Here is a 22558-nt window from a genome sequence, read left to right on the forward strand (position 1 = left end):
TAGCAAATAACCCATGATTGATTTGTAGGTATAACTGAGAATGAGCAGGCGGCGAGAGGCTATTCGGCCGTTTTGTTTATCTTCGCAGCGTTTTTGCATTTAAAATCCAGTTTGAAACTAACTTAAAATCAATACAGTAATCACTTATGAGTTTACTTACCGTAGGATCTGTTGCATTCGATGCGCTCGAAACCCCATTTGGAAAAACAGACAAAATTATCGGTGGTGCAGCCACTTACATCACACTAGCTGCTTCCTATTTTACCCAGCAAAATAACCTCGTTGCGGTTGTAGGCGGCGATTTCCCCAAAGAAATGATCGGCCTGCTCGAAGAACACGGCGTGGATACCAAAGGTTTGGAAATCGTGCAGGAAGGCAAGACATTCTTCTGGTCGGGTAAGTACCATGAGGATATGAACACCCGCGATACGCTGATCACGGAACTGAACGTGATGGAGCATTTCGACCCCATTATTCCCGATTCCTACCAGGGTACCGAGTTCCTGATGCTGGGAAACACGGTTCCTGCTACCCAGAAACTGGTGATCGAGCGCCTGGCGAAACGTCCGAAGCTGATCATGCTCGATACGATGAACCTGTGGATGAACATCGCACTGGACGATTTGAAATCCGTTCTCAAACTGGTTGACCTCCTGACGATCAATGACGAGGAGGCCCGTTTACTTTCAGGCGAATACTCATTGCGCAAAGCTGCGAAAAAAATTATGGGCATGGGACCTAAAACCCTGATCATCAAGAAAGGCGAGCACGGTGCATTGCTGTTCCAGGAAGACCGTATCTTCTTCGCGCCTGCGTTGCCGCTGGAAGAAGTGTTCGATCCAACCGGCGCAGGCGACTCGTTTGCAGGTGGTTTTATCGGCTACCTCGCCGCTACCAACGACATTTCGTTCGACAACATGAAGCGCGCGATCATTTACGGTTCGGCGATGGCTTCGTTCTGCGTGGAGAAATTCGGTACTGAGCGCCTGGTGAACCTTTCAAAGGAAGAAATCAACGCCCGCGTTCAGGAATTTGTGAAACTGGCGAGCTTCGAAATACAATAAAAGTTTAAAGTTCAGAGTAGAGGAGTCTATAAGTTGAAATTACATTTCTGCTTGTAGACTCATTTTTTTGGCAGGCTTGTTAGCCTGTTTGATTGAAAAAACGGTAACTCCGCTGATAACCTGAAAATTCACGATGAAATTGTTTATTCACAAAATCTGCTCCCTCGTGGCGTGCGCTACGCTCGCTATACCCGCATTTGCGCAGCATCATGCCCACCCTGTACTACCACATTCGAAAAACAAAACCGTCGTGATTGCTCATCGCGGCAACCACGTGAACGCGCCCGAGAATACGCTGGCGTCCACACGTGAGGCCATCAACTGTGGTGCCGATTACGTGGAAGTGGATTTAAGGACAACCAAAGACGGCCACCTAATAGCGATGCACGACGCCAAAGTGGACCGGACGACCAACGGCATGGGCAAAATTGCCGATATGACCTGGCAGGAGGTGGAAGAATTGCAGGTTTTCAACCGTAATAAAAAGACTCACCGCGTTCCCGAGTTCAGAGAGCTGCTCGCACTTTGCAAAGGCAAAATCAACATTTACCTCGATTTCAAGGACGCGGATGTGGCCGAAACCTGGAAGCAGATCAAAGCCGCCGGCATGGAGCATCAGGTGGTGGTGTATTTAAATAAGGAAGAACAGTATAAGAAGTGGAAGGAAGTAGCACCTGAGGTACCGCTGATGACCAGCCTTCCGAAAGAGGTGACGAACAAAGAGCAATTCACGGCATTTCTCAGCCAAATCAGCATTCAGGTAGTGGATAATGTCACTAACCCTGAATTATTGAAAGCGGCGCATGAGCTTGGCATTTCCGTTTGGCTTGATGTACAGAGTCCTACCGAAGGGCCGGCTTCCTGGAACGAGGCGTTGCATAAGGGCGTGCAGGGTTTGCAAACGGACAAGCCGGCGGAAATGGTATCCTATATGAAGACGCACGTGCAGTAGCATTTCAAAAATCACCTGCGCTAATCAACTACTGTGACCATTCGTGTCAGTTCGTGCCTTCGTGGCAATAAAAATCGGACAATCCGCATCATGGGCACCGGGCAGATATCCTGTACTCATTAAAAACTCATTTACAATCTCGCCGCCCGTAAACTTAAAAGTCTTCTTGAAAAGTTTGATCCACTGCTCTTTGCTTAATGGGTGGTGCGCATCGATCCAGCCTTTGAACGACCCGTATTCCTGTTTCAATTCGAGGATCTTCTGTGCATTCACAATAGCTGCATTCACCTTCAACCGGTTCCGGACAATGCCTGGATCGGCCAGTAGCCGCTCGCGGTCGGCTTCGTCGTAAGCAGCTATTTTTTCAATGGAAAAGTTATCATAAGCGGCTCGAAAGCTGTCCTGCTTGCGGAGCATCAGCGTCCAGCTGAGGCCTGCCTGGTTGATTTCCAGCAAGAGCCGTCCGAAGAGCTCGTCATCGTCTTCGATCGGGAAGCCATACTGGTTGTCGTGGTAATGCTTATGGAGCAGGTAGTCAGCCTGCTCCGAGGGGTTGTTGATGATGTAAGTGCAATATGACATCGCGGTGGTTGTTAGGATCTTGTCCTTAAAAATCTATTTCAGGATTCCGACCTGAACTTCGGTGATATTCCGGTCGGGGTTTTGGAAATCCATATTCAGATAAATTTCCCGGCTTTGCCCGGACATAACGAGTTTCTGCGCCATAATCTCGCCGAACAGCGCGCCATAGGTGTTAACAAGCCCATCCCAGCTTCCATAAAGTTCTTCGCTGATGCATTCAAACGTTTCAAGCTGCTTTAACTGGTAAGCCGAGTCAATAGTATGGGATGGTGGTGTGACGGGCAGCGCGATTGTTAATGTAAAAACCGTATCGGGCCGGCCGTCAGCGCCTTCATAAACCCAGTAAATCGGACCGGTGATTTCGAGCTCGTTACGGATGGCATCCTGATACAGCTTCCGGGCTTCAACACGCACATGCTGGGAAATTTCCTGGAATGAAGTCCGCGTTTCGAAGCATAGAACGTGAATGGGCCGGATGGTTTTCGTTTGCATGGCTAACAGATGTTTATGCAAAAGACAAACCTGCGAGTGACAACCCTATGTCAGCAGCATTTCAATTTTTTTCACTGTGCCGTCGGGCTTTCATTCTGCGCACCTGCTGCTGCATCCACGGATAGCTGATATACACGACTTTGGTTGCGCCTATACCTATGCCTGCACCCATGAGCACGTCGGCGAGCCAGTGGTGGTTGCCCAGTACCCGCATTGCCCCTACGGTAGTGGCTGTGCCGTACCCGCCTATGCTATATAAAATACTCCGCTGGCCGTATTCCTCATGCAGGATCGTCGCATTCGTGAATGCCGTTGTCGCATGGCCGGAGGGGAAAGAATGGTTGTCTTCTTCGTTGGGGCGTGGATACTTCACAATGCGTTTCAGGCTTTGCGTAACCCCCTGGGCGATCACATTGGAAAGTATGGCCAGAATGACCTGGTCTCCGAGTTTATGCTTACCCTTCACGCCAGCGGACGCCAGCCCGAGGCTCACCACACCCGGCGCATAAGGAAGGAATTCGTCTACCTTCGTGCGGTAATTGGGATAATTGGAAACCACGCGCTCCTGCAAATGCCGGCTGATCTTGCCCTGAACAATGAGGCTCGCAAGTCCGAGTGTGACAGGCGGGATCACGTCCCCTGCCGTTACTTTCCAAAGTTTGGTAGAATCCTGCTGGGCAAATGCCGTTTGCGGGATAATTTGAATACAAAGAAAAAGGCATATCAAATATGCCTTCATAGTTTTTGGAATCATAAAATAGCTTCTCTCACACGTACAAGTCTTTCCAGCAGCCCTTCGAGCTGATCGAGCGGGAGCATATTGGCGCCGTCCGATTTGGCTTCGGCGGGATTAAAGTGGGTTTCAATAAAGAGACCATCGGCACCTACGGCAATGGCGGCTTTGGCAATAGTTTCTATCAATTTCGGTTTGCCGCCGGTTACGCCGGAACTTTGGTTGGGCTGTTGCAATGAATGGGTGCAGTCCATTACGACGGGCACGTCGAATGCCGCCATTTCGGGCAGATTGCGATAATCCACGACCAGGTCGCCGTAGCCGAAGCTGTTGCCGCGGTCGGTAAGAATTACCTGTGCGTCGGGATTTACCTCATTGATTTTTTCGGCAGCAAATTTCATCGAAGCACCTGAAAGGAACTGACCTTTCTTCACATTTACAGCCTTACCTGTGCGCGCGGCCGCCGCGAGCAATTCGGTTTGGCGACAGAGGAACGCGGGAATTTGGAGTACATCCACATACTCGGCGGCGAATGCGGCTTCGTGTGATTCGTGGATGTCGGTAACAGTAGGAACGCCGAATGTCTGACTTACTTCCTGCAAGATTTTCAGCGCTTTTTCATCGCCGATCCCGGTGAATGAATCGATTTTGGTGCGGTTGGCTTTGCGGTAGGAACCTTTGAATATATAAGGAATACGAAGGCGGTCGGTAACCGTCACGATATGTTCGGCGATTCGCAGGGCCATATCCCTTCCTTCGATGGCGCAGGGACCAGCCATGAGGAAAAAGTTAGTCGAATCGGTATTTTTCAACTTCGGTATCGAGATCATACGGGTGTTGGTATAGATATTGATAAATGTTTCGCGAATGTACGGCTATCCGTAATGTTCTCTTTGCACTCGGCCGATTTCTTAAAACAGAACCCTTATAATCGGCTGATTTCCTGCTTTTTTTTATTTTAAACCAGGATTGTGCAATAAAATGACCAGTTTAAAAAATTTTTGAAAAAGTGAACTGAAATATCTTTCTTTGTGGCGATTTTAACCAAAAAGTGATTATAAAATGTCAGCAATTGCAGAAAGAGTTAAGCAAATTATCGTCGAAAAACTCGGCGTAGAAGAGTCGGAGGTTACACCGGAAGCAAACTTCCAGAACGACTTGGGAGCGGACTCTCTAGACACCGTTGAGTTGATTATGGAATTCGAAAAAGAATTCAATCTTTCTATCCCTGACGATCAGGCAGAGAACATCGGTACAGTTGGTCAGGCTGTTGCATATCTGGAAGAAAACGTGAAGTAATCCGGTTTTTACCAGTACAATCTTCTATTTCTGTCCCAATTTTATGAGTTTTAAGCGAGTTGTAATTACAGGTATGGGCGCATTGACGCCCGTTGGCAATGATGTTCCTACCTTTTGGTCAAATCTGGTTGCAGGCGTAAGCGGTGCAGCCCCCATCACGCGGTTCGATGCTGAAAAGTTTCGTACGCGTTTCGCCTGTGAGGTGAAGGGATTGGACGTTACTAATTACATACCGCGGCAAGAAGCCCGTAAAATGGACCCCTTTACACAATACGCCGTCATCGCGGCTGATGAAGCGATGAAGGACGCCGGCTTTGACGCAGATACGCTTGATCTCGACAAAGCCGGTGTAATTTGGGGCTCCGGTATCGGTGGTCTCAAAACTTTCGAGGAAGAGGTGATGAACTATTCCGAGAACGGCAGAACTCCCCGCTTCAATCCTTTCTTTATCCCGAAAATGATCGTCGACAGCGCTTCCGGCGTATTGTCGATCCGGTACGGTTTCCGGGGGCCTAATTTTATCACGGTATCGGCTTGTGCTTCGGCAACCAACGCCTTGATCGACGCATTCAACTATATCAAGCTTGGCTTGATGAATGTGTGTATCTCCGGCGGTTCGGAAGCGGCCGTTACGATTGCCGGTGTAGGTGGTTTCAATGCGTTAAAGGCATTGTCCGAAAGAAACGATTCGCCTGAAACTGCTTCGCGCCCTTACGACAAGGACCGTGACGGTTTCGTACTTGGAGAAGGCGGAGCGGCTATTATTCTGGAAGAACTCGAACATGCGAAAGCACGGGGAGCTAAGATTTACGCCGAAATGATTGGTGCCGGTATGTCATCCGACGCCTATCACATCACTGCTCCGCATCCGGAAGGACTCGGCGCTTACATTGTAATGAAAAATGCAGTCGAAAATGCAGGTATCAAGCCTGAGGAAATCGACTACATTAATACCCACGGTACATCTACCCCGATCGGTGATCCGCAGGAGATCAAAGCCATAGAAAAATTCTTCGGCGAGCATGCATATGATCTGAATATCAGCTCTACGAAATCGATGACAGGGCATTTATTGGGAGGAGCAGGAGCGATTGAAGCTGCCGCCTGTATCATGGCGATCAAAGACCAGGTCGTGCCGCCTACCATTAACCACTTTACCGACGACCCGGAAATCAATCCGCGATTGAAGCTGACCTTCAATAAGGCTGAAAAACGTCGCGTAAATATCGCTTTGAGCAATACTTTCGGTTTCGGAGGTCATAATGCGTCAGTCGTTTTCAAAAAATATGAAGACTGATTAAATCTCTACCATTGGCAAAGCGAATTCTTATACCGATACTTTCCCTATTCAGGACCGGAAGTGCTGAGGATAAAAAATTTAAGGAGTCGATTGCGCATGTTATAGGCGACAAGCCTTCCAATCTCGGCGTTTATCAGCTGGCTTTCCGGCACACCTCCGCTTCCCGCGAAACCGCTATCAAAGGTTTCAGGGAATCGAACGAGCGTTTGGAATACCTGGGTGACGCGGTGCTGGGCATGGTGGTAGCAGAATTTCTTTTTACGAAATATCCCTACAAAGACGAAGGCTTTCTTACCGAAATCCGTTCACGGATCGTGAACCGCGAATCGTTGAACCAGATCTCGCGAAAGCTCGGCCTCGACAGGCTGATCGAATACGACGGCAATCGCCGTGGTATGTCGCCACGGTCGTCTATGTATGGAGACGCGCTAGAAGCATTCGTAGGTGCTATTTATCTCGATAAGGGCTTCCGTTTCACACGGACCTTCATCATCAGCAAACTCATCACGCATTATGATCTGGACAGCATTATCCAGAACAACGTGAACTTCAAAAGCCTCATCATCGAATGGGCGCAGCGCGAAGGCAAGGAAATCCGTTTTGAAATACTCGAAGAACGGGGTACCCGCCACCACCGCGAATTCATTTCCCAAATTCTCGTCAACGACGAGCCTTTCGCAACAGGTAATGGCTTTACCAAGAAGAAAGCCGAGCAATCCGCATCGGAGCAAGCCTGCGCGATCCTTGAATTGAAATAACCTTACTTGTTTTTGAGTGCCCGCTCATTGGTTTTCCAATGGGCTAACGATGCTTTTGTCATTTTGTAAAATTGCCGATCGGTCATTTTGTCTGCGTTTGGAAGCATGGAATTATGGAAATCGGCCATTTTGTCGCTATTTTTTTGATTTTGTAAGCCCGGAACAGAAGTTGTTAAATAGAAGGCATAACCGCGAGGTTAGAAGAAATTGAAACTAGAAACAAAAACCTTATAACAATGAGCACATTAGTCAAACATTTCGCAGGTCCTTCTTATTTGAATGGATTTTTTGGTAAGGATCTCTTTAACGAATACAACACTCCTGCATTTGCAGGCACCGTACCAGCTGTGAACGTGGTTGAAAACGAAGAAGGTTTCCGCATCGAAGTAGCGGCTCCCGGCCTTCAAAAGTCTGACTTCAAACTGAACCTCGATAAAAATCAACTGACCATCTCAGCTGAGAAAGAGCAGAAGGAAGAAAACAAAAACGAGAAGTACACGAGGAAAGAATTTAAATACACCTCTTTCCAAAGAACTTTCACTTTGCCTAACACCGTTGACGGCGACAGGATCGAAGCCAACTACGCCGACGGCATCCTGAGCATTGCGTTGCCGAAACGTGAAGAAGCAAAAGAGAAACCTGCCCGCCTGATCGAGGTCGCTTAGTCGGACGTACTCACATAATGGGCGTTATTCGGGAGGATAACGCCTTTTTTGTGGGCGCCGATGGATAATCCCCTGGCAGGATATTTTAGTAAATTCCCAAATGAAATATCTTTGTTAAAAGATGTTAAACGAATCTACGGCGGGAATAATTTGTTGATTGATTTGCGTTATTTGTCCATAAAAATATAACCCCAACATATGTCTATGAAAACAAATTGGAAAGGTTTGGTGTTGGTTGGGTTGATTTCGAGTGCATCAACCATAGCTGGCTACAAACTACTTGGTCCTGATAGTGATAAAGATGTTATTTTCAAGGAAGCGCCTTCCGAATCCATAGCACGTTTTACATCGGCAGGAGCTCCGGCTGGTGCGCCGGGTGATTTTGTTTACGCAGCCGAGGCTACTACGCCGACGGTCGTGCACATTAAATCGACCGTTACCCGTCAGGCCTATCGTGGCCAGCAGATCCCTGATATTTTCCGGGACTTTTTCGGCGATGATTTCGGAGGCGGCCAACGCGGCCCGCAGCAATCGGAAGCGACAGGTTCGGGTGTAATCATTTCAAATGATGGATACATTGTTACTAACAACCACGTGGTGGAAGGCGCGCAGGAACTGGAAGTGACTTTGCATAACAAGAGCAAATTCCGCGCGAAAGTGATCGGTACCGACCCTTCCACGGATATTGCCGTGATTAAAATTGAAGGAAAAGACCTGCCTGCCGTGACTTTGGGTAATTCCGACGCCGTGAAAGTAGGAGAGTGGGTGGTTGCCGTGGGTAACCCTTTCAACCTTGAATCCACCGTAACAGCCGGTATTGTGAGTGCAAAAGGCCGTGGGTTGGGTATCATCGGCCAGTCGAGCCGCCGCAACCAGATGCAGCCGACCGCTGCCACAGTCGGCGATTCTCCACTGGAGTCATTCATCCAGACCGACGCCGTTGTAAACCCTGGTAACAGTGGTGGCGCATTGGTAAACCTGAAAGGCGAGCTGATCGGTATCAACACCGCCATTGCGAGCCCTACCGGTAGCTTCGCAGGTTACGCATTCGCCGTACCTTCGAGCATTGTGAAAAAAGTATCGAGCGACTTGATCAAATTCGGTAATGTACAACGGGGTTACCTGGGTATCGCCCTCGACGACCTCGATAGCAGAAAAGCCGAAGAATACGGAGTGAAAGTAAGCGACGGGGTGTACGTGCGTGATTTCACCGAAAACAGCGCTGCCAAGGCAGGTGGTGTGAACAAAGGTGACGTAATCGTGAAAGTAGATGGTGTGAATATTCACTCGATCCCTGAGTTGCAGCAATCTATCGGTTTGCACAAGCCCGGTGACAAGGTGAATCTGACCGTCAACCGCGATGGTAAGGAGAAAGACCTGAGCATTACGTTACGTAACCGTACAGGTGGTTCTGAGATCATCAAACGTGATGAATCAGCAGCAGTAATGAGCTCGCTGGGTGCGCAGTTCGGTAATCTGAGCGACCAGGAAAAACAGAGACTGTCGCGCTACAAAATCGATGGTGGTGTGAAAGTGCTCTCAATCGAAGGCGGCAAGTTTGCACGCTCGCAGGTGGAAGAAGGTTTTATCATCACCAAAGTGAATGGCAAGACGGTTAAAACTGTAAAAGAATTCGAAGCGGCGATTGCCGGTAAGGAAGACTCGATGGTGCAGTTTGAAGGACTTTATCCCGATGCGCCTTACGACGTTTACTCATTCGGATTCAGACTATAAGAATTGAATGCATAAAGAAAGGGCTGCGATGATCATCATCGCAGCCCTTTCTTATTTTGAGATGCCTGTAATTAAAGCAGGAATTTGAGCTTAATCACTTCCTTCTCAGTCAGGAAGCGCCATTTGCCGCGGGGCAAGTCCTTTTTATTCAACCCCGCAAAAACGGTACGGTCGAGTTTCTGAACTTCGTAACCCAAATGCTCGAACATACGGCGCACAATGCGGTTACGCCCGCTGTGGATTTCAAGTCCCACAACTTGTGCGTCCGGCGTCACCAAACCCACTTCGTCGGGGCGGATAAAACCGTCTTCGAGTTCAACGCCGGCTTGCAGCTGCTCGAAATCCTCGGTAGTAATCGGTTTATCAAGCTCAGCCTGGTAAATCTTTTTGATACCGCTGGAAGGGTGCGTCAGCTTTTCGGCCAGTTCACCGTCATTGGTGAGCAACAGGAGCCCGGTTGTATTGCGGTCGAGACGGCCTACGGGGTACACGCGCTCGGAACATGCGCCGGCGATGAGATCGAGCACGGTTTTGCGCTCTTCGGGATCGTCGGTGGTGGTGATATAATCCTTTGGTTTGTTAATGAGGATGTACACCATTTTCTCCGGGTTCAATGCCTTCTTGCCATATTTCACGACATCGGTGGGGCGCACTTTGTAACCCATTTCGGTGATGATTTTGCCATTCACCGAAATTTGACCCGAAGAAATGAGGTCGTCGGCCTCGCGACGTGAGCAAATGCCCGCATTTGCGATGTAGCGGTTCAGACGGATTTCGTCGGTTTCTTCCTTGACCTTATGCCTTGCCGAAGGCTTCTTTTTATGCTCGTAATTGTCAAGATTATAGCGCGGTGCGGTCTCGTAACGTCCTACTCGTCTCTCCAACCCGCTGCGGTCCTGCTCTTCATCGTCCTGGAAACGGGAGCGGTAGGGTTTGTCGTCCCTATCTTCTTTTTTTTTAAAAGAACCTCCGTTGCGGTCAAATGAGCGGGAAGGCCTTTCTGATCTCGACTCGCTGCGATCACCGCGCGACTTAAACTCGCGATCGCCGTCTCTTTCGAAACGTGGTTTGAACTCGCGTTCGTTATCATTCTTCTCAAAGCGCGGCTTGAACTCACGGTCACCTCTTTCGGGACGCGATTTGAACTCACGCGAATCTCTTTCCGGACGCGGTCTGAACTCACGCTCGTCATTATCTCTGTCAAAACGAGGTTTGAACTCGCGGTTGCGGTCTCCGAAGCCACCCCTTTCAGGACGGTCGCCAGATGGCTTCCGGTCACCGGAACGGAAATCTTTTTTACCAAAGTCCTTTTTAAAACCACGCTCAGCAGAATCGCCTTCGCGACGGAATGGACGGTCGTTGCCGCCTTTGTCCCATTTCTTGAAATCGGGCTTACCAAACCGTGGCTTATCAAAGCCAGGCTTATCGAATGCACGATCTTCCCGTGGCTTCTCGTGATCGAAGCTTGGACGAGCTTTCTGGCCTTTGTTGTCGGCCGGAGCAGAAAATTTAAGACTGGATTTTTTGATGCTGGGTTTGCTGAACCGGCTTTCTACCGCGGGTTTAGCACGTTTGAAGAATCCGCCTCCACCTTTGGAGCCTCCGGAATTGTTTCTGTTTCTCATTAGGAATGCAGTATCACTACTGGATTTATTTCCTCTTACAAATTTACCTTGTAACCGATTAGTGCTTTAATTCGCACAAAATGGTATGAATTGCCACTAAAACTGGTTAGCCAACGTATCTGATGGTCAGAGTACTAGTGTTGAAAAAAATTAGCCTGCAAAGATACGGGAATTTTTCTGGTAAAAATATTTGAATGTGTTTATGTCAAAAATGATATGAAAACGTTTATAAGTACTATCGGAGAAATGCGGCCGGAAATGGCCATTTTTACCTAACTAAACCTTCATTAACAAGTGCATTATGGCAGCTGAGGCGCAACCGTTGTGGAAACCGGGACGGAACCTGTTGGAACAGTCCAATCTGAAAAAGTATATGGACTGGCTGTTTGTCAAAAAGGGCCTCTATTTCCGCTCGTATCACGATCTGTGGGAATGGTCGGTAACCGATCTGGAAGATTTCTGGGAAAGCCTTTGGAATTATTTCAATATCAAATCCCACGATTTGTACCTCGAAGTGCTGCAAAAGCCCCTGAGCGGCATGATCGGCACACGCTGGTTCACGCGTTCCAAGCTAAACTACGCCGAACATATTTTCAGAAACAAAACCAAAGAGCGCCCGGCGATGGTCTTCCAGTCGGAAAAATCGGAGCTCGTGGAGATTTCCTGGGAAACGCTGGAAATGCAGGTAGCCGCTGTTTCGACCTGGCTGAAACAGCGCGGCGTGAAACCCGGCGACCGTGTGGCGGCAGTCTTGCCCAACATTCCCCAGGCCGTAGTCGCATTTCTGGCAACGAATGCAGTGGGAGCAGTGTGGTCGTCGTGCTCCCCCGATTTTGGCAAACCAGCGATTACCGAACGCTTCTCGCAAATTGAGCCGAAGGTGTTGTTTACCGTCGATGGCTATGTTTATAATGGCAAAACGTACGACATTACTTCCTTCGCCACCGAACTTTCTGCATCGCTTCCAAGCGTCGGCGACACGGTGCTGATCGACAATATATTTTCAGAAACCCGTCCCGACAGGTTTACAGCCTGGGAGGATATCCTGCATTTCGAAAATTTCGGGATCGACTTTGAGCCGGTGCCCTTCGACCATCCGATCTGGATTCTGTATTCCTCGGGGACGACAGCCAAGCCGAAGGCCATTACCCACAGCGTCGGAGGTTGCCTGATCGAGCACATGAAAGCATTGGTACTGCATCAGAATGTGAAACCGGGTGACCGGTACTTCTGGTATTCCACTACTGGTTGGATGATGTGGAACTATGCATTAAGCTCGCTGCTTTGCGGAGCTACATTGGTGATATACGACGGCGCCCCAGCATATCCTTCTTCGCAAGTACTCTGGACAATGGCCGAAAAAGCCCGTATTACGCATTTTGGCAGCGGGGCGGCATTTTATATCGCTTCCATGAAAAGCGGCGTTAGCATTACTTCCGAGCGGCTTGGGTACCTGGAAACGATCGGTTCTACCGGCTCGCCGTTACCGCCGGAGGCATTTGAATGGATTTATAAACATGTCAAAAAAGATGTATGGCTGATCTCGCTGAGCGGCGGCACGGATGTATGCAGCGCGTTCGTAGGCGGGTGCCCGCTCGTGCCCGTATATGCGGGCGAGATCCAATGCCGGATGCTCGGAGCGAGAATCGAGGCATTCGATGAGGATGGGAAGCCTGTTTTGAACGAACTGGGTGAAATGGTAATCACACAGCCGATGCCGTCGATGCCTATCTATTTCTGGAACGACGAGCATGACGAAAAATACCTTTCCAGCTATTTCGAAATGTACCCGCACGTGTGGCGGCATGGCGACTGGATCAAAATCACGGACCGGAAATCGGTGATCATCTACGGCCGCTCCGACGCTACTTTGAACCGCGGCGGCGTCCGTATCGGTACCGCTGAGATTTACCGCGCCGTGGAAAGCATCCCGGAAGTGAAGGACAGCCTGGCTGTTTACCTCGAAAAGTCGAATGGGGAGGGGACGATATCGCTGTTTGTCGTTCTGGCTAAGGATAAAGAACTTACTGAAGATTTGAAAAAGCAGATTAAAGATACTTTACGCACGCAATACAGCCCGCGCCATGTGCCCGACACGATCGAGCAGGTAAGCGATATTCCTTACACGATCAACGGCAAGAAGATGGAAGCGCCGATGAAGCGGATACTGATGGGGCAAGACCCGGCCAAATGTATTAATGTCGACACCATGCGCAATCCCGAATCGTTAAAGGCATTCATCTAGAAATACGCGCTGTTGGTCTGTTAACGCCCTGCATTCATTTGCATTAGGCAACCAAAATCGTTTAATTCACGTTGGAGAAATAGCCAATTTCCGCGACGCCAGCCGATATTCCTAATTTTTACAGGTATGAACTCACATAGCCCCCAACCCCCCATTCAGAACTCGAAATCCGTAGTTCGTTTGCCTATCATCATTGCGATCACGCTGGCGGCGGGTGTGCTGCTGGGAAGTACGTTTTTCAGCGGTGGAAAAAAGCTGTCTGATGTGGCGAAGGGTTATGGCAAGTTCAGGGAGGTGTTAATGTTGGTGGAAAACAATTATGTCGATTCGGTAAACACTGAGGAGTTGGTGGATTATTCGATCTCGAAAATGCTGGAAAAGCTTGACCCGCACACGGCATATTTCAATGCCGAAGAAGCTACTGCAGCGCGGTCGCAGCTGGAATCGGGTTTTGACGGTATCGGCGTCGAGTTTAATATTTACAATGATACAGTGTATGTGGTAACCCCGCTGAGCGGCGGCCCTTCCGAAGCGGCTGGTATCCAGAGCGGCGACCGCATTATTTCGGTGAATAAAGAAAACCTTTCGGGGCCTGGCGTTACCAATGCGCAGGTCTACAAGTTGTTGCGAGGCAAGCGCGGTACCAAAGTGGATCTATCGATTGAAAGGGTAGGGTTAAAGGATAAAATGAATTTCTCCGTCGTGCGCGACCGCATTCCTACCTATTCGGTGGACGCCGCCTACATGGTGGATCAGGAAATAGGGTATATTAAAGTGAGCCGTTTCTCGGAAACCACTTTCGATGAGTTTAAATCCGCATTGAAAACCTTGAAGGCCGAAGGTTTGAAAAACCTCATTCTCGACCTTCGCGGCAACCCGGGCGGCTATATGGAACGCGCTACGGCCATGGCCGACGAGTTTATTGCAGGAGATAAGCTTCTGGTGTATACCGAAGGCAAAGACAGCCGCTTCGACCGCAAGACTCGCTCGCATGTGGACGGCCTTTTCGAGCAAGGCCCATTGATCGTGCTTGTGGACGAAGGCAGCGCATCAGCGTCCGAAATCCTCGCCGGCGCATTGCAGGACCACGACCGCGCATTGGTAGTAGGAAGAAGGTCTTATGGAAAAGGATTGGTTCAAATGCCGATCAAACTGTCGGATGGCTCTGAGCTGCGCCTGACAATCTCACGCTACTACACGCCGAGTGGTCGGAGCATTCAAAAACCTTATGAGCTTGGAAAAGGCGAAGATTACAGCCAGGATCTGGCGCACCGTTACGAAAGCGGAGAGCTATTCAATGCCGATAGCATCAAGTTTGATAAAACTAAGATTTATAAAACCGATGGCGGCCGTGTCGTGTACGGCGGCGGCGGTATTACCCCGGATATTTTTGTGGCAAAAGATACATTGATGAACAGCAAATACCTGTTTGAGCTGTATTCCAAAAACATTATCCGCGAATATGCGCTACGCTACGCGAACGAAAACCAGAAGAGATTGGAAAAACAGCCATTCAAGGAATACCTGAAATCATTCCAGGTGTCGGATGCGATGCTGGCCGAGTTGGTAAAAGACGCTTCGAGGGCGGGTATCAAACCAAATGAAAAAGAATTGAACCTGTCCAAACCGCTCATTACTTCGCAAACCAAGGCGATCATCGGTCGTTATGTCTGGGGAAGAAAGCAGAAAAATGGATTGAACAACGAAGTGTTTCAGGTTCTCAATCCGAGTGATAACGTTTATCAACAGGCTGTACAGCTTTTCTCACAGGCCGCACAGCTGGAAAAAGGCGAGTTCAGCAGTTTGAATACTCCAAAAAGCAAAAAGTAAAATTCACGCCACACCATCCACTCAATGTCCCGTATTGCATTTATTACCGGAGCCACATCCGGTATCGGTAAGGCCACGGCGGAAGCATTCGCCGGGGTCGGAATAGACCTTATTTTGTGCGGCCGGCGCCAGGAACGCCTCGACGAAGTAGCCGCTGAATTATCTTCCAAAGTAAAAGTAACCACACTCGTATTCGATGTCCGTGACAAAGGTGCGGTGTTCGCAGCAGTCGGCTCGCTGCCTGACAACTGGAAAAACATTGATATTCTGGTCAACAATGCAGGAAATGCACATGGGCTGGGCACGCTCGACGAAGGCGATACCGACGACTGGGACGCGATGATCGACGGCAACGTAAAGGGGCTTCTTTACGTTTCGAAGGCTATTATCCCGCTGCTTCTCGAACGCGGCAAAGGCCACATCGTCAATATCAGCTCCATTGCCGGTAAGCAGACTTACGCCAACGGCGCGGTGTATTGCGCTTCCAAAGCTGCCGTGGAGGTGATCAGCGAAGGAATGCGCCTCGAACTGACGCAGCATGGTATCAAAACGACCAACGTGGCGCCGGGTGCCGTGGAGACGGAATTCTCGCTCGTGCGTTTCAAAGGCGATGAAGCCCGGGCTGAAAAGGTGTACCAGGGTTTCGACCCGTTGCAAGCCGGCGACATCGCCGATGCGATACTCTACGCCGTTAATGCACCTGACCGTGTTACGATTGCCGATATTACCATTCTCGCCGGCGCCCAGTCCGCGGCGACTGTGATCCATCGTAAATAGAATTTTATTTGGTTTTTAGTCGTAGTTAGGCTGATTATCGATACCTTCGTCATTCTTTTTCAGGCCCCGACTTCCATAAACAGGAGGTCGGGGATATTTTGAATGCCCATGAAAAGTTTCGACCAAAGTTCATCCGCGGATTCCTCCGCCGCCGTGTCCACGGCCTCGGTTCCCGCCTCTCAGACGGTATTTCCAATTCTTCTGGCACTGAGTTTCTCCCACTTGCTGAACGACACGATGCAATCCCTCATTCCGTCGATTTACCCGATGGTCAAGGATTCGTTCAACCTAAGCTTTTCGCAGATAGGGCTTATTACATTTACATTTCAGGTAAGCGCATCTGTATTCCAGCCGCTGGTGGGGTCATTTACAGACAAAAGGCCGCAACCTTATGCATTGGCAGTCGGGATGTGCTTTACATTGCTGGGGCTTGTATCGCTGTCCTTAGCGAACAGTTTTCATATTGTGTTACTTTCAGTGGGCCTGATCGGTATTGGTTCGGCGGTGTTCCATCCGGAGGCTTCACGCGTGGCGCGCATGGCGTCGGGAGGCAAGCATGGGATGGCACAATCACTTTTTCAGGTCGGTGGCAATGCAGGTAGTTCGCTCGGACCACTGCTGGCGGCATTGATATTATTGCCTTACGGGCGATTCCAGGTGATCTGGTTTTCACTCGTGGCATTGCTGGCAATCGTTATCCTTTCGTGGGTAGGCGGGTGGTACAAGCAAAACCTGGCGACGGTTGTAAAAAAATCCGCCAGCGCTGTGAAGCAGGAAGCGACTTTATCCAAATCCAAAGTGGTCGTTTCGATAGGTATTTTACTCCTGTTGATTTTCTCGAAATACATTTATATGGCCAGCATTTCGAGCTATTTCACCTTTTACCTGATCGATAAATTCGGTGTTTCCATACAGAGCTCGCAGATTTACCTGTTCGCATTCCTGTTTGCCGTAGCGGCAGGGACATTCATCGGCGGGCCGGTAGGCGACCGGATCGGTCGTAAATATGTAATCTGGATTTCGATTCTCGGCGCAGCACCATTTGCATTGCTGCTGCCTTACGTCGATTTGTTCTGGACGGGCGTGCTGAGCTGCATTATCGGTCTGATCTTATCGTCGGCATTCTCGGCTATCCTCGTGTACGCGCAGGAGCTGATTCCGGGGAAAGTCGGGATGATCGCGGGGCTGTTCTTCGGCTTTGCATTCGGTATCGCCGGTATCGGTTCGGCCATTCTTGGCACGCTGGCTGACAAGACGAGTATTGAATACGTATTCTGGGTTTGCTCGTTCCTGCCGCTGATCGGGTTACTAACCGGGTTCTTGCCGAATTTGGAGAGGAAATCCTGAGTGGTTTTAGGCGAAAAGTTTCAAAAACTGGGGCAGACTGTAAACCGGCAGTAGCGTGAGCGCCTGCCTTTGAAATTTCCGATCACTACTAATGAAGAAATCAATTTTATGATGAAGCGCGGTATAGTATTGCAGCGCATCTTCAATGTCGTCGATCGGAGAGGTTAGTGCCAGGTTTACGACTTCCTGATTGGCATCGACAATACTGATGTCCGAGAGAAACAGCAATAGGAGATCTTTGGACTTGGCACTTCCGTAAGCTTTTGTCAACCAATAGCTGACGATATGTAGAATGGAAGGTAAAATGAAGGCTTTAATTTTCTTTTCCAGCGCCAGCGATACTACTTCCCGCGCATCTTCATAGTCTTTTCTTTTCAGGAGAAAATCAAGCACGATGTTCGCATCGAGGAAGACGCTAGTGGCCATACTTTTCTTTGCGGGCTTCGTGATATGCTTTTACAAGATCCTGATCGGCATGTATGCCAATCGGCGCTTCCATTTCGTCGAGTACTTCGAGGATATTTTTTTTCGTTCAGCTGATTGTGCAATAGATTTCAAATGATCCTCAATTATCTGAGAAACACTGATTTGTCGTGCTGCTGCGTAATTTTTGATGTACGCTAAAACAGTATCTTCAATTGTGACGTTCAAACGAGTTTTCATACTATGAATATGCGCATAAATTTTCGCATATGCGCACTACATTTAAACTTTTATTCTCAAAACCAGCTGTGGATCAGGACATAAATTGAGATAGTAATCCCGATCCGTGGCATTGCAGACGCCCGGAAAATCACCTTTGTAATGGCCCATATCTCCGATAACCTGAAAATGCAAATGCGGCGGCCAGTCGCCGTTTTCGGGATAGGGACCAATGGCAGCGAAGCGTTCTCCGGCGTGGATCGTTTTGCCTTCGTGCAAGCCATCCAATGAGCCTAATGATAAATGCCCGTAGAGCGTAAAGAAGGTTATCCCGCTTAGTTTATGTGCGAGGATAATGGTTGGGCCGTAATCTCCGTAATGGTCGTTAAATGCAAAGCTATGCACCGCCGCGTCGAGCGGTGCGAAAAGCGGCGTCCCAGCCTCTGCCCAAATATCCACACCCAGGTGAATGCTGCGCGGCTTTTCGGCGTTGGCAGTGAAATGTTTCCGATGCCGGTAAATGACCCGGTCTTCGGCATAGCCACCGATTCCATTGAATGTGTTTTCAGAAAGCATTTCACCGAAAACATAGTTGGAGAAATCAGCGGTTTCCGACAAATCGCGCGTCAGCAAATCGCCATTGTCCGCTGTAAAATCCAGCTTCCGGTAAGGTTTGCTGTTCTGTATGACGGCACAGAATGTGGGATGATCATGAAGGACCTCGGCGAGTTCTGGCATATTCAATTGGTTTTAAGTAAATCAGGCAAGCCGTTTCCGACTTGCCTGGTTCCATATACATTACTTCGGATCAAGCGCCTGCTTGATTCTTTGCGACACATCCTGCAAATGGTAACGCGTGTTTTTGTCGGTGCTTTTCGCGATGGCAGCATTCACCGTCGTTTTGAGGCTTTCCAAATGCGCCCTCGCGATGGATGGTAAATCGGTCTTTTCGAGTTCCACCGAACGTGTCGAGAAACCATAGGTAATGCCTACCGGGATAGACTGAACATTCGCCCGACCCGGTTTCAGCAACGAAATCAGCTTTTCAGCGTATACTTTTTGCAAATTCCGGCGGTACAGATCAATCGGCTTTCCGGCTTTGGTCTCCGACCATATCCCCGTTTCCAGGTCGGTAAAAAGATCGTCGAGCGTGTAGTATTTGGCTGAAATACCGGTTTCCATCAACCGTACGGCACGGTCGCCTGCGAAAAGGGAGGTCAATGCATAATCTTGCAAAGCTTTAATAGCCTCCATACCGGTTTCGGGCTTCACTTTGTTGAGGATATTCTGGTCCAAAAGCCAGGTCGGCGTTTTGAAAAGCTGGGCATTCAGGAAGTCGATGGCTTCTTTTTGGGTCGCTTTCGGCACCGTCGTAAAAGTAGGGCCTTCCATGTCGTAGGTCGTCGGCGTATCGTAAATACCGCCCACATTCTTGATCACATGGCCGAGGTAGCGACGATATTGCGTCACCACGTTGCCGTAAATTTCATCCAGTTCCTTATAGCTCTCGCCATCTTCCTTGCTCCATTCAATCAGGTTCGGTAAGATGCGTTTCAGGTTTTTGATACCATATTCCGAAGCTTTCATAGCATTGTCACTTAGATCCTCGGTCTGGTAACGGGGGTCATAAGGGCTGATTTCCGTACCAAAATGCAGGCGGTTGTCTTTGTAGGCCTCTTTGGTCAGGGTATTCAACGCCAATTTTTCGGCCTGGGCATCTTTGGCATCGGGGAAATTGCTGTAACCCCATTGAATGGCCCATTTGTCGTAGTCGCCGATGCGCGGAAAGAGGTCGGTAATGCCGTCCTCAGGCTGTGCTACGTAGTTGAAACGTGCATAGTCCATGATGGACGAAGTATGCCCGTGTTCAGCAATCCAGGCCTTATCGCGCAGTTTTTCGACGGGCGTGGCTGAGCTGGCACCCATATTGTGACGTAGGCCAAGGGTATGACCGATTTCGTGAGAAGACACAAAGCGGACCAGCTGCCCCATCAATTCATCATCAAACTTCTTGGTACGCGCTTTCGGGTCCACAGCCGCAGCCTGAATAATGTACCAGTTGCGGAGCAGGCGCATCACATTATGGTACCAGCCGATGTGGCTTTCGAGGATCTCGCCGCTGCGCGGGTCGTGTACGTTAGGCCCGTAAGCATTCTGAATGTCGGCCGCGAAATAGCGGATCACCGAGTAGCGGGCATCTTCGAGGCTCATAGTGGTATCCCCTTCCGGCCAGTACTCGCCGCGGATCGCGTTTTTCCAGCCGGCTTTCTCAAATGCAACCTGCCAGTCATCGACACCCGCTTTCAGGTACTTGCGCCATTTTTCAGGTGTAGCCGGGTCGATGTAGTAAACGATCGGCTTTTTAGGCTCGATCAGCTCGCCGTTTTTTTGTTTGCGGGCATCTTCGGCATTCTTGGGTTCGAGGCGCCATCTTACCGCGAAAACTTCGGTGTCGGAACGCTGCGATTCTTCACCGAAAGTGGCGTATTGATTGGCAAAATAGCCTACACGGCTATCGAAAATGCGTTTTTTCATCGGCGCTTTCGGCAGCAGGATCAGCGAGGAGTTCATTTCAAATGTCACGACACCCGCGTCCAGGCCGGATGGCAGGTATTGGCCGATCGAAGGCGTTGGCGTAGGCGTCAGCAGCTGAGGCGTTACGTTGAAAGTTTTGATCGTCCGGATCTCCGTATTGATCGGATAGGTACTGATTTTGGAAATGAAAGATGCTTCTTTCTTGAATGCGGCCAGTTTCAGGAGCTGTTTGCTCACAGAACTCAATGAAAACACCTGGTTATCGGAGTTGAAGAATTCAGTCACATCAACTACCGAGGATTTCTCAGGCTCTTTTTTGATTGCCTTAATGTCGAAAACACCGATAATAGGGTCGGAATTGGAGTTTTTGACGGCCTGGAAAATAGGCTTGGTGCTATCTGGGCTTGTCACGACAATCGTTACCGACCGCAATAGCAGATTGTTATCCATTCCCCGTTCCCAACGGATCATTTGCCGGTTCACTTCCTCACCCCCAAAAATACCACCACCCGCTGCGGTTTTGGAATAGCGGGTCACCGCCATAATATCGCGGTTCAGAAGCGAATCGGGAATTTCGAAATACCATTTGTCATCCACCTTGTGGACCGAGATCATGCCTTTCTGGCTAATGGCATTGGTGCTGTCGATGAGTTCCTTGAACGCTTTCGGGCCTTTCTTTTTGTCGTCTTTCAGCTTGTCTTTCACTGCGGAGGCAACCGCGTCGACGGCCTTGTCGATTTTGACGTCTTCCTGTTTGTCTTTCTTTTTCTTTCGTTGCGCATGCGCGTCGTGCGTGTACACGAATGCCAGCGCCGCGAGGAGAAGGTAACGCATTAATCTCATAGAGTTGGTTTTTGGGATAAAGTATAAAGGTGTATTTAAATGAGAGGTTAGGGGGTTATCTGGCCATCAATTCGGCCAAAACGCCTTCTTTGAGGGCATATTTAGAAACCTGGATTTGCCGGATACCATGCGTTTTCAGTACGTAGTCGATCAGGCAGACGGCCACGACAATCATGTCCACGCGCAATTCGATCATACCGGGGATCGCCATGCGTTCGTCGTGGTTGCCGGAGAGGATGAGGGCATAAGCACGGTAAAATTCTTCCAGTGGAATGTTAAAATCCGTTTGGACTGGCGGCGGCCAGTCGCCGGTGCGGAAATGGAAGTCCATATCCACAAGGGTATCGAATGTCCCTGACGAGCCCACGAGCTTTTCCGGGGCATATTGATGTATTGCATTCGCGAGCGGGATCAGGTTTTCGTCGAAGTGATTGTAAAGTGCCCGGCGATCGGCCTGGGAAAGCGGGTCGTTCCGCATGAATTTTTCCATGAGCCGCTGTCCGCCGATTTCGAAGCTTTGCTTCCAAAAGATTTGCGAGCGGTTCCCGATGATAAATTCCACGCTCCCGCCACCGATGTCCATGATCAGCGAAGGAGCGTCACCAATGTCGGCCCCGCGGCGGACACCATAGTATATGTACTCTGCCTCGCGGTTGCCATCGATAACCGTCACTTCGATATTCGTTTTTTCCAAAATTTCGGAGCAGAACTCCTGCCGGTTTTCCGCATTACGGACCGCGCTCGTGCCGAATGCGAATGTTTTTTCAGGCATTACCTCAAAAGAATCCAGCTTTTCGCGGAAATAGGAGAGGACGGCAAGCGCGCGGTCCTGCGCTTCGGGTGTGATCACGCGTTTGTTGATACCTCCCAGGCCGATCCTGGCGGGCCTGCTTTCGTGGAAAACAGTCTTAAAATGAGCGCCGTTAGGCTCCGCGATCAGCAGGTGAAATGTGTTGGTGCCTAAATCAATTATTCCCAGTCTGGAACTCATATGGGGCTGTTTAATCTGTTAATGACTAGTGTTTCAATGCAATGGATACAAAAATAAACGAATTTTAACGACTTATTTCTTGATTTTCTGTTGGATATAGTTTTTCTTTGCAGTCCGATTTCAGAAACCAATTCAAAGAACATT

21 protein-coding genes are annotated in these 22558 nt (G+C 49.4%); 11 read left to right on the top strand and 10 right to left on the bottom strand.

Annotated elements, in window-relative coordinates; all coding sequences use genetic code 11:
- Positions 1-146: 146 nt before the first annotated feature.
- Entirely contained in the window at positions 147-1064 is a 918-nt protein-coding gene (locus AC2YIT_RS21815; RefSeq protein ID WP_487280591.1) for a PfkB family carbohydrate kinase, read from the top strand.
- A 133-nt stretch (positions 1065-1197) separates the two neighbouring features.
- Positions 1198-2016 carry a glycerophosphodiester phosphodiesterase family protein gene (locus AC2YIT_RS21820; protein WP_487280592.1) on the top strand — a complete coding sequence of 273 codons (819 nt, stop codon included), beginning with the start codon at positions 1198-1200 and terminating at the stop codon, positions 2014-2016.
- Between the two features lie 24 nt (positions 2017-2040).
- On the opposite strand, the gene AC2YIT_RS21825 is transcribed toward AC2YIT_RS21820, so the two are convergent.
- The 4 genes from AC2YIT_RS21825 to kdsA form a co-directional block, all read right to left on the bottom strand.
- Positions 2041-2598 carry a DNA-3-methyladenine glycosylase I gene (locus tag AC2YIT_RS21825; protein ID WP_487280593.1) on the bottom strand — a complete coding sequence of 186 codons (558 nt, stop codon included), beginning with the start codon at positions 2596-2598 and terminating at the stop codon, positions 2041-2043.
- Positions 2599-2631: 33 nt separating this feature from the next.
- The gene (locus AC2YIT_RS21830; protein ID WP_487280594.1) at positions 2632-3090 is read right to left on the bottom strand and encodes a GyrI-like domain-containing protein; all 459 of its coding nucleotides are present in this window, start codon (positions 3088-3090) and stop codon (positions 2632-2634) included.
- A gap of 61 nt (positions 3091-3151) precedes the next feature.
- Complete coding sequence (locus tag AC2YIT_RS21835) at positions 3152-3829, bottom strand: phosphatase PAP2 family protein (protein WP_487280595.1); 678 nt, start codon at positions 3827-3829, stop codon at positions 3152-3154.
- Positions 3830-3840: 11 nt separating this feature from the next.
- On the bottom strand, positions 3841-4653 hold the full coding sequence (gene kdsA / locus AC2YIT_RS21840; RefSeq protein WP_430850756.1) for a 3-deoxy-8-phosphooctulonate synthase: 813 nt from the start codon (positions 4651-4653) through the stop codon (positions 3841-3843).
- Between the two features lie 232 nt (positions 4654-4885).
- Between kdsA and AC2YIT_RS21845 the strand changes: the two genes are divergently transcribed.
- The 5 genes from AC2YIT_RS21845 to AC2YIT_RS21865 all read left to right on the top strand — a co-directional run bounded on the left by AC2YIT_RS21845 (position 4886) and on the right by AC2YIT_RS21865 (position 9579).
- Entirely contained in the window at positions 4886-5122 is a 237-nt protein-coding gene (locus AC2YIT_RS21845; RefSeq protein ID WP_015813362.1) for an acyl carrier protein, read from the top strand.
- A gap of 43 nt (positions 5123-5165) precedes the next feature.
- On the top strand, positions 5166-6419 hold the full coding sequence (fabF, locus tag AC2YIT_RS21850; protein WP_106599433.1) for a beta-ketoacyl-ACP synthase II: 1254 nt from the start codon (positions 5166-5168) through the stop codon (positions 6417-6419).
- A 14-nt stretch (positions 6420-6433) separates the two neighbouring features.
- A complete protein-coding gene (gene rnc, locus AC2YIT_RS21855) occupies positions 6434-7180 on the top strand; it encodes a ribonuclease III (RefSeq protein ID WP_223406370.1) in 747 nt (248 codons plus the stop codon).
- A 236-nt stretch (positions 7181-7416) separates the two neighbouring features.
- Positions 7417-7845: an Hsp20/alpha crystallin family protein gene (locus AC2YIT_RS21860; RefSeq protein ID WP_487280596.1), complete on the top strand. Its 429-nt coding sequence runs from the start codon at positions 7417-7419 to the stop codon at positions 7843-7845.
- 204 nt (positions 7846-8049) lie between these two features.
- A complete protein-coding gene (locus AC2YIT_RS21865; protein ID WP_487280597.1) occupies positions 8050-9579 on the top strand; it encodes a Do family serine endopeptidase in 1530 nt (509 codons plus the stop codon).
- A gap of 71 nt (positions 9580-9650) precedes the next feature.
- Here the strand turns inward: AC2YIT_RS21865 and AC2YIT_RS21870 are convergent, their stop codons facing one another.
- Positions 9651-11204 carry a pseudouridine synthase gene (locus tag AC2YIT_RS21870; protein WP_487280598.1) on the bottom strand — a complete coding sequence of 518 codons (1554 nt, stop codon included), beginning with the start codon at positions 11202-11204 and terminating at the stop codon, positions 9651-9653.
- Positions 11205-11505: 301 nt separating this feature from the next.
- On the opposite strand from AC2YIT_RS21870, the gene AC2YIT_RS21875 reads away from it, so the two are divergent.
- The 4 genes from AC2YIT_RS21875 (at position 11506) to AC2YIT_RS21890 (ending at position 17403) form a co-directional block, all read left to right on the top strand.
- Positions 11506-13449 (top strand): acetoacetate--CoA ligase, encoded by a 1944-nt coding sequence (locus AC2YIT_RS21875; RefSeq protein WP_430850767.1) that lies wholly within the window; start codon positions 11506-11508, stop codon positions 13447-13449.
- A gap of 126 nt (positions 13450-13575) precedes the next feature.
- Positions 13576-15279: a S41 family peptidase gene (locus AC2YIT_RS21880; RefSeq protein WP_430850769.1), complete on the top strand. Its 1704-nt coding sequence runs from the start codon at positions 13576-13578 to the stop codon at positions 15277-15279.
- 24 nt (positions 15280-15303) lie between these two features.
- Positions 15304-16056 (top strand): SDR family NAD(P)-dependent oxidoreductase, encoded by a 753-nt coding sequence (locus tag AC2YIT_RS21885; RefSeq protein WP_291204641.1) that lies wholly within the window; start codon positions 15304-15306, stop codon positions 16054-16056.
- Positions 16057-16164: 108 nt separating this feature from the next.
- Entirely contained in the window at positions 16165-17403 is a 1239-nt protein-coding gene (locus tag AC2YIT_RS21890) for an MFS transporter (protein WP_430850773.1), read from the top strand.
- 6 nt (positions 17404-17409) lie between these two features.
- Here the strand turns inward: AC2YIT_RS21890 and AC2YIT_RS21895 are convergent, their stop codons facing one another.
- The 5 genes from AC2YIT_RS21895 to AC2YIT_RS21915 form a co-directional block, all read right to left on the bottom strand.
- Positions 17410-17829: a type II toxin-antitoxin system VapC family toxin gene (locus AC2YIT_RS21895; RefSeq protein WP_487280599.1), complete on the bottom strand. Its 420-nt coding sequence runs from the start codon at positions 17827-17829 to the stop codon at positions 17410-17412.
- Positions 17830-17859: 30 nt separating this feature from the next.
- A complete protein-coding gene (locus tag AC2YIT_RS21900; protein WP_487280600.1) occupies positions 17860-18066 on the bottom strand; it encodes a DUF6364 family protein in 207 nt (68 codons plus the stop codon).
- Between the two features lie 42 nt (positions 18067-18108).
- On the bottom strand, positions 18109-18783 hold the full coding sequence (locus tag AC2YIT_RS21905; protein ID WP_487280601.1) for a peptidoglycan DD-metalloendopeptidase family protein: 675 nt from the start codon (positions 18781-18783) through the stop codon (positions 18109-18111).
- Between the two features lie 60 nt (positions 18784-18843).
- The gene (locus AC2YIT_RS21910; RefSeq protein ID WP_487280602.1) at positions 18844-21414 is read right to left on the bottom strand and encodes a zinc-dependent metalloprotease; all 2571 of its coding nucleotides are present in this window, start codon (positions 21412-21414) and stop codon (positions 18844-18846) included.
- Positions 21415-21478: 64 nt separating this feature from the next.
- Positions 21479-22414 (bottom strand): Ppx/GppA phosphatase family protein, encoded by a 936-nt coding sequence (locus AC2YIT_RS21915; protein WP_487280603.1) that lies wholly within the window; start codon positions 22412-22414, stop codon positions 21479-21481.
- Between the last annotated feature and the right edge of the window lie 144 nt (positions 22415-22558).

This window comes from Dyadobacter sp. SRI_021 (assembly GCF_057586235.1).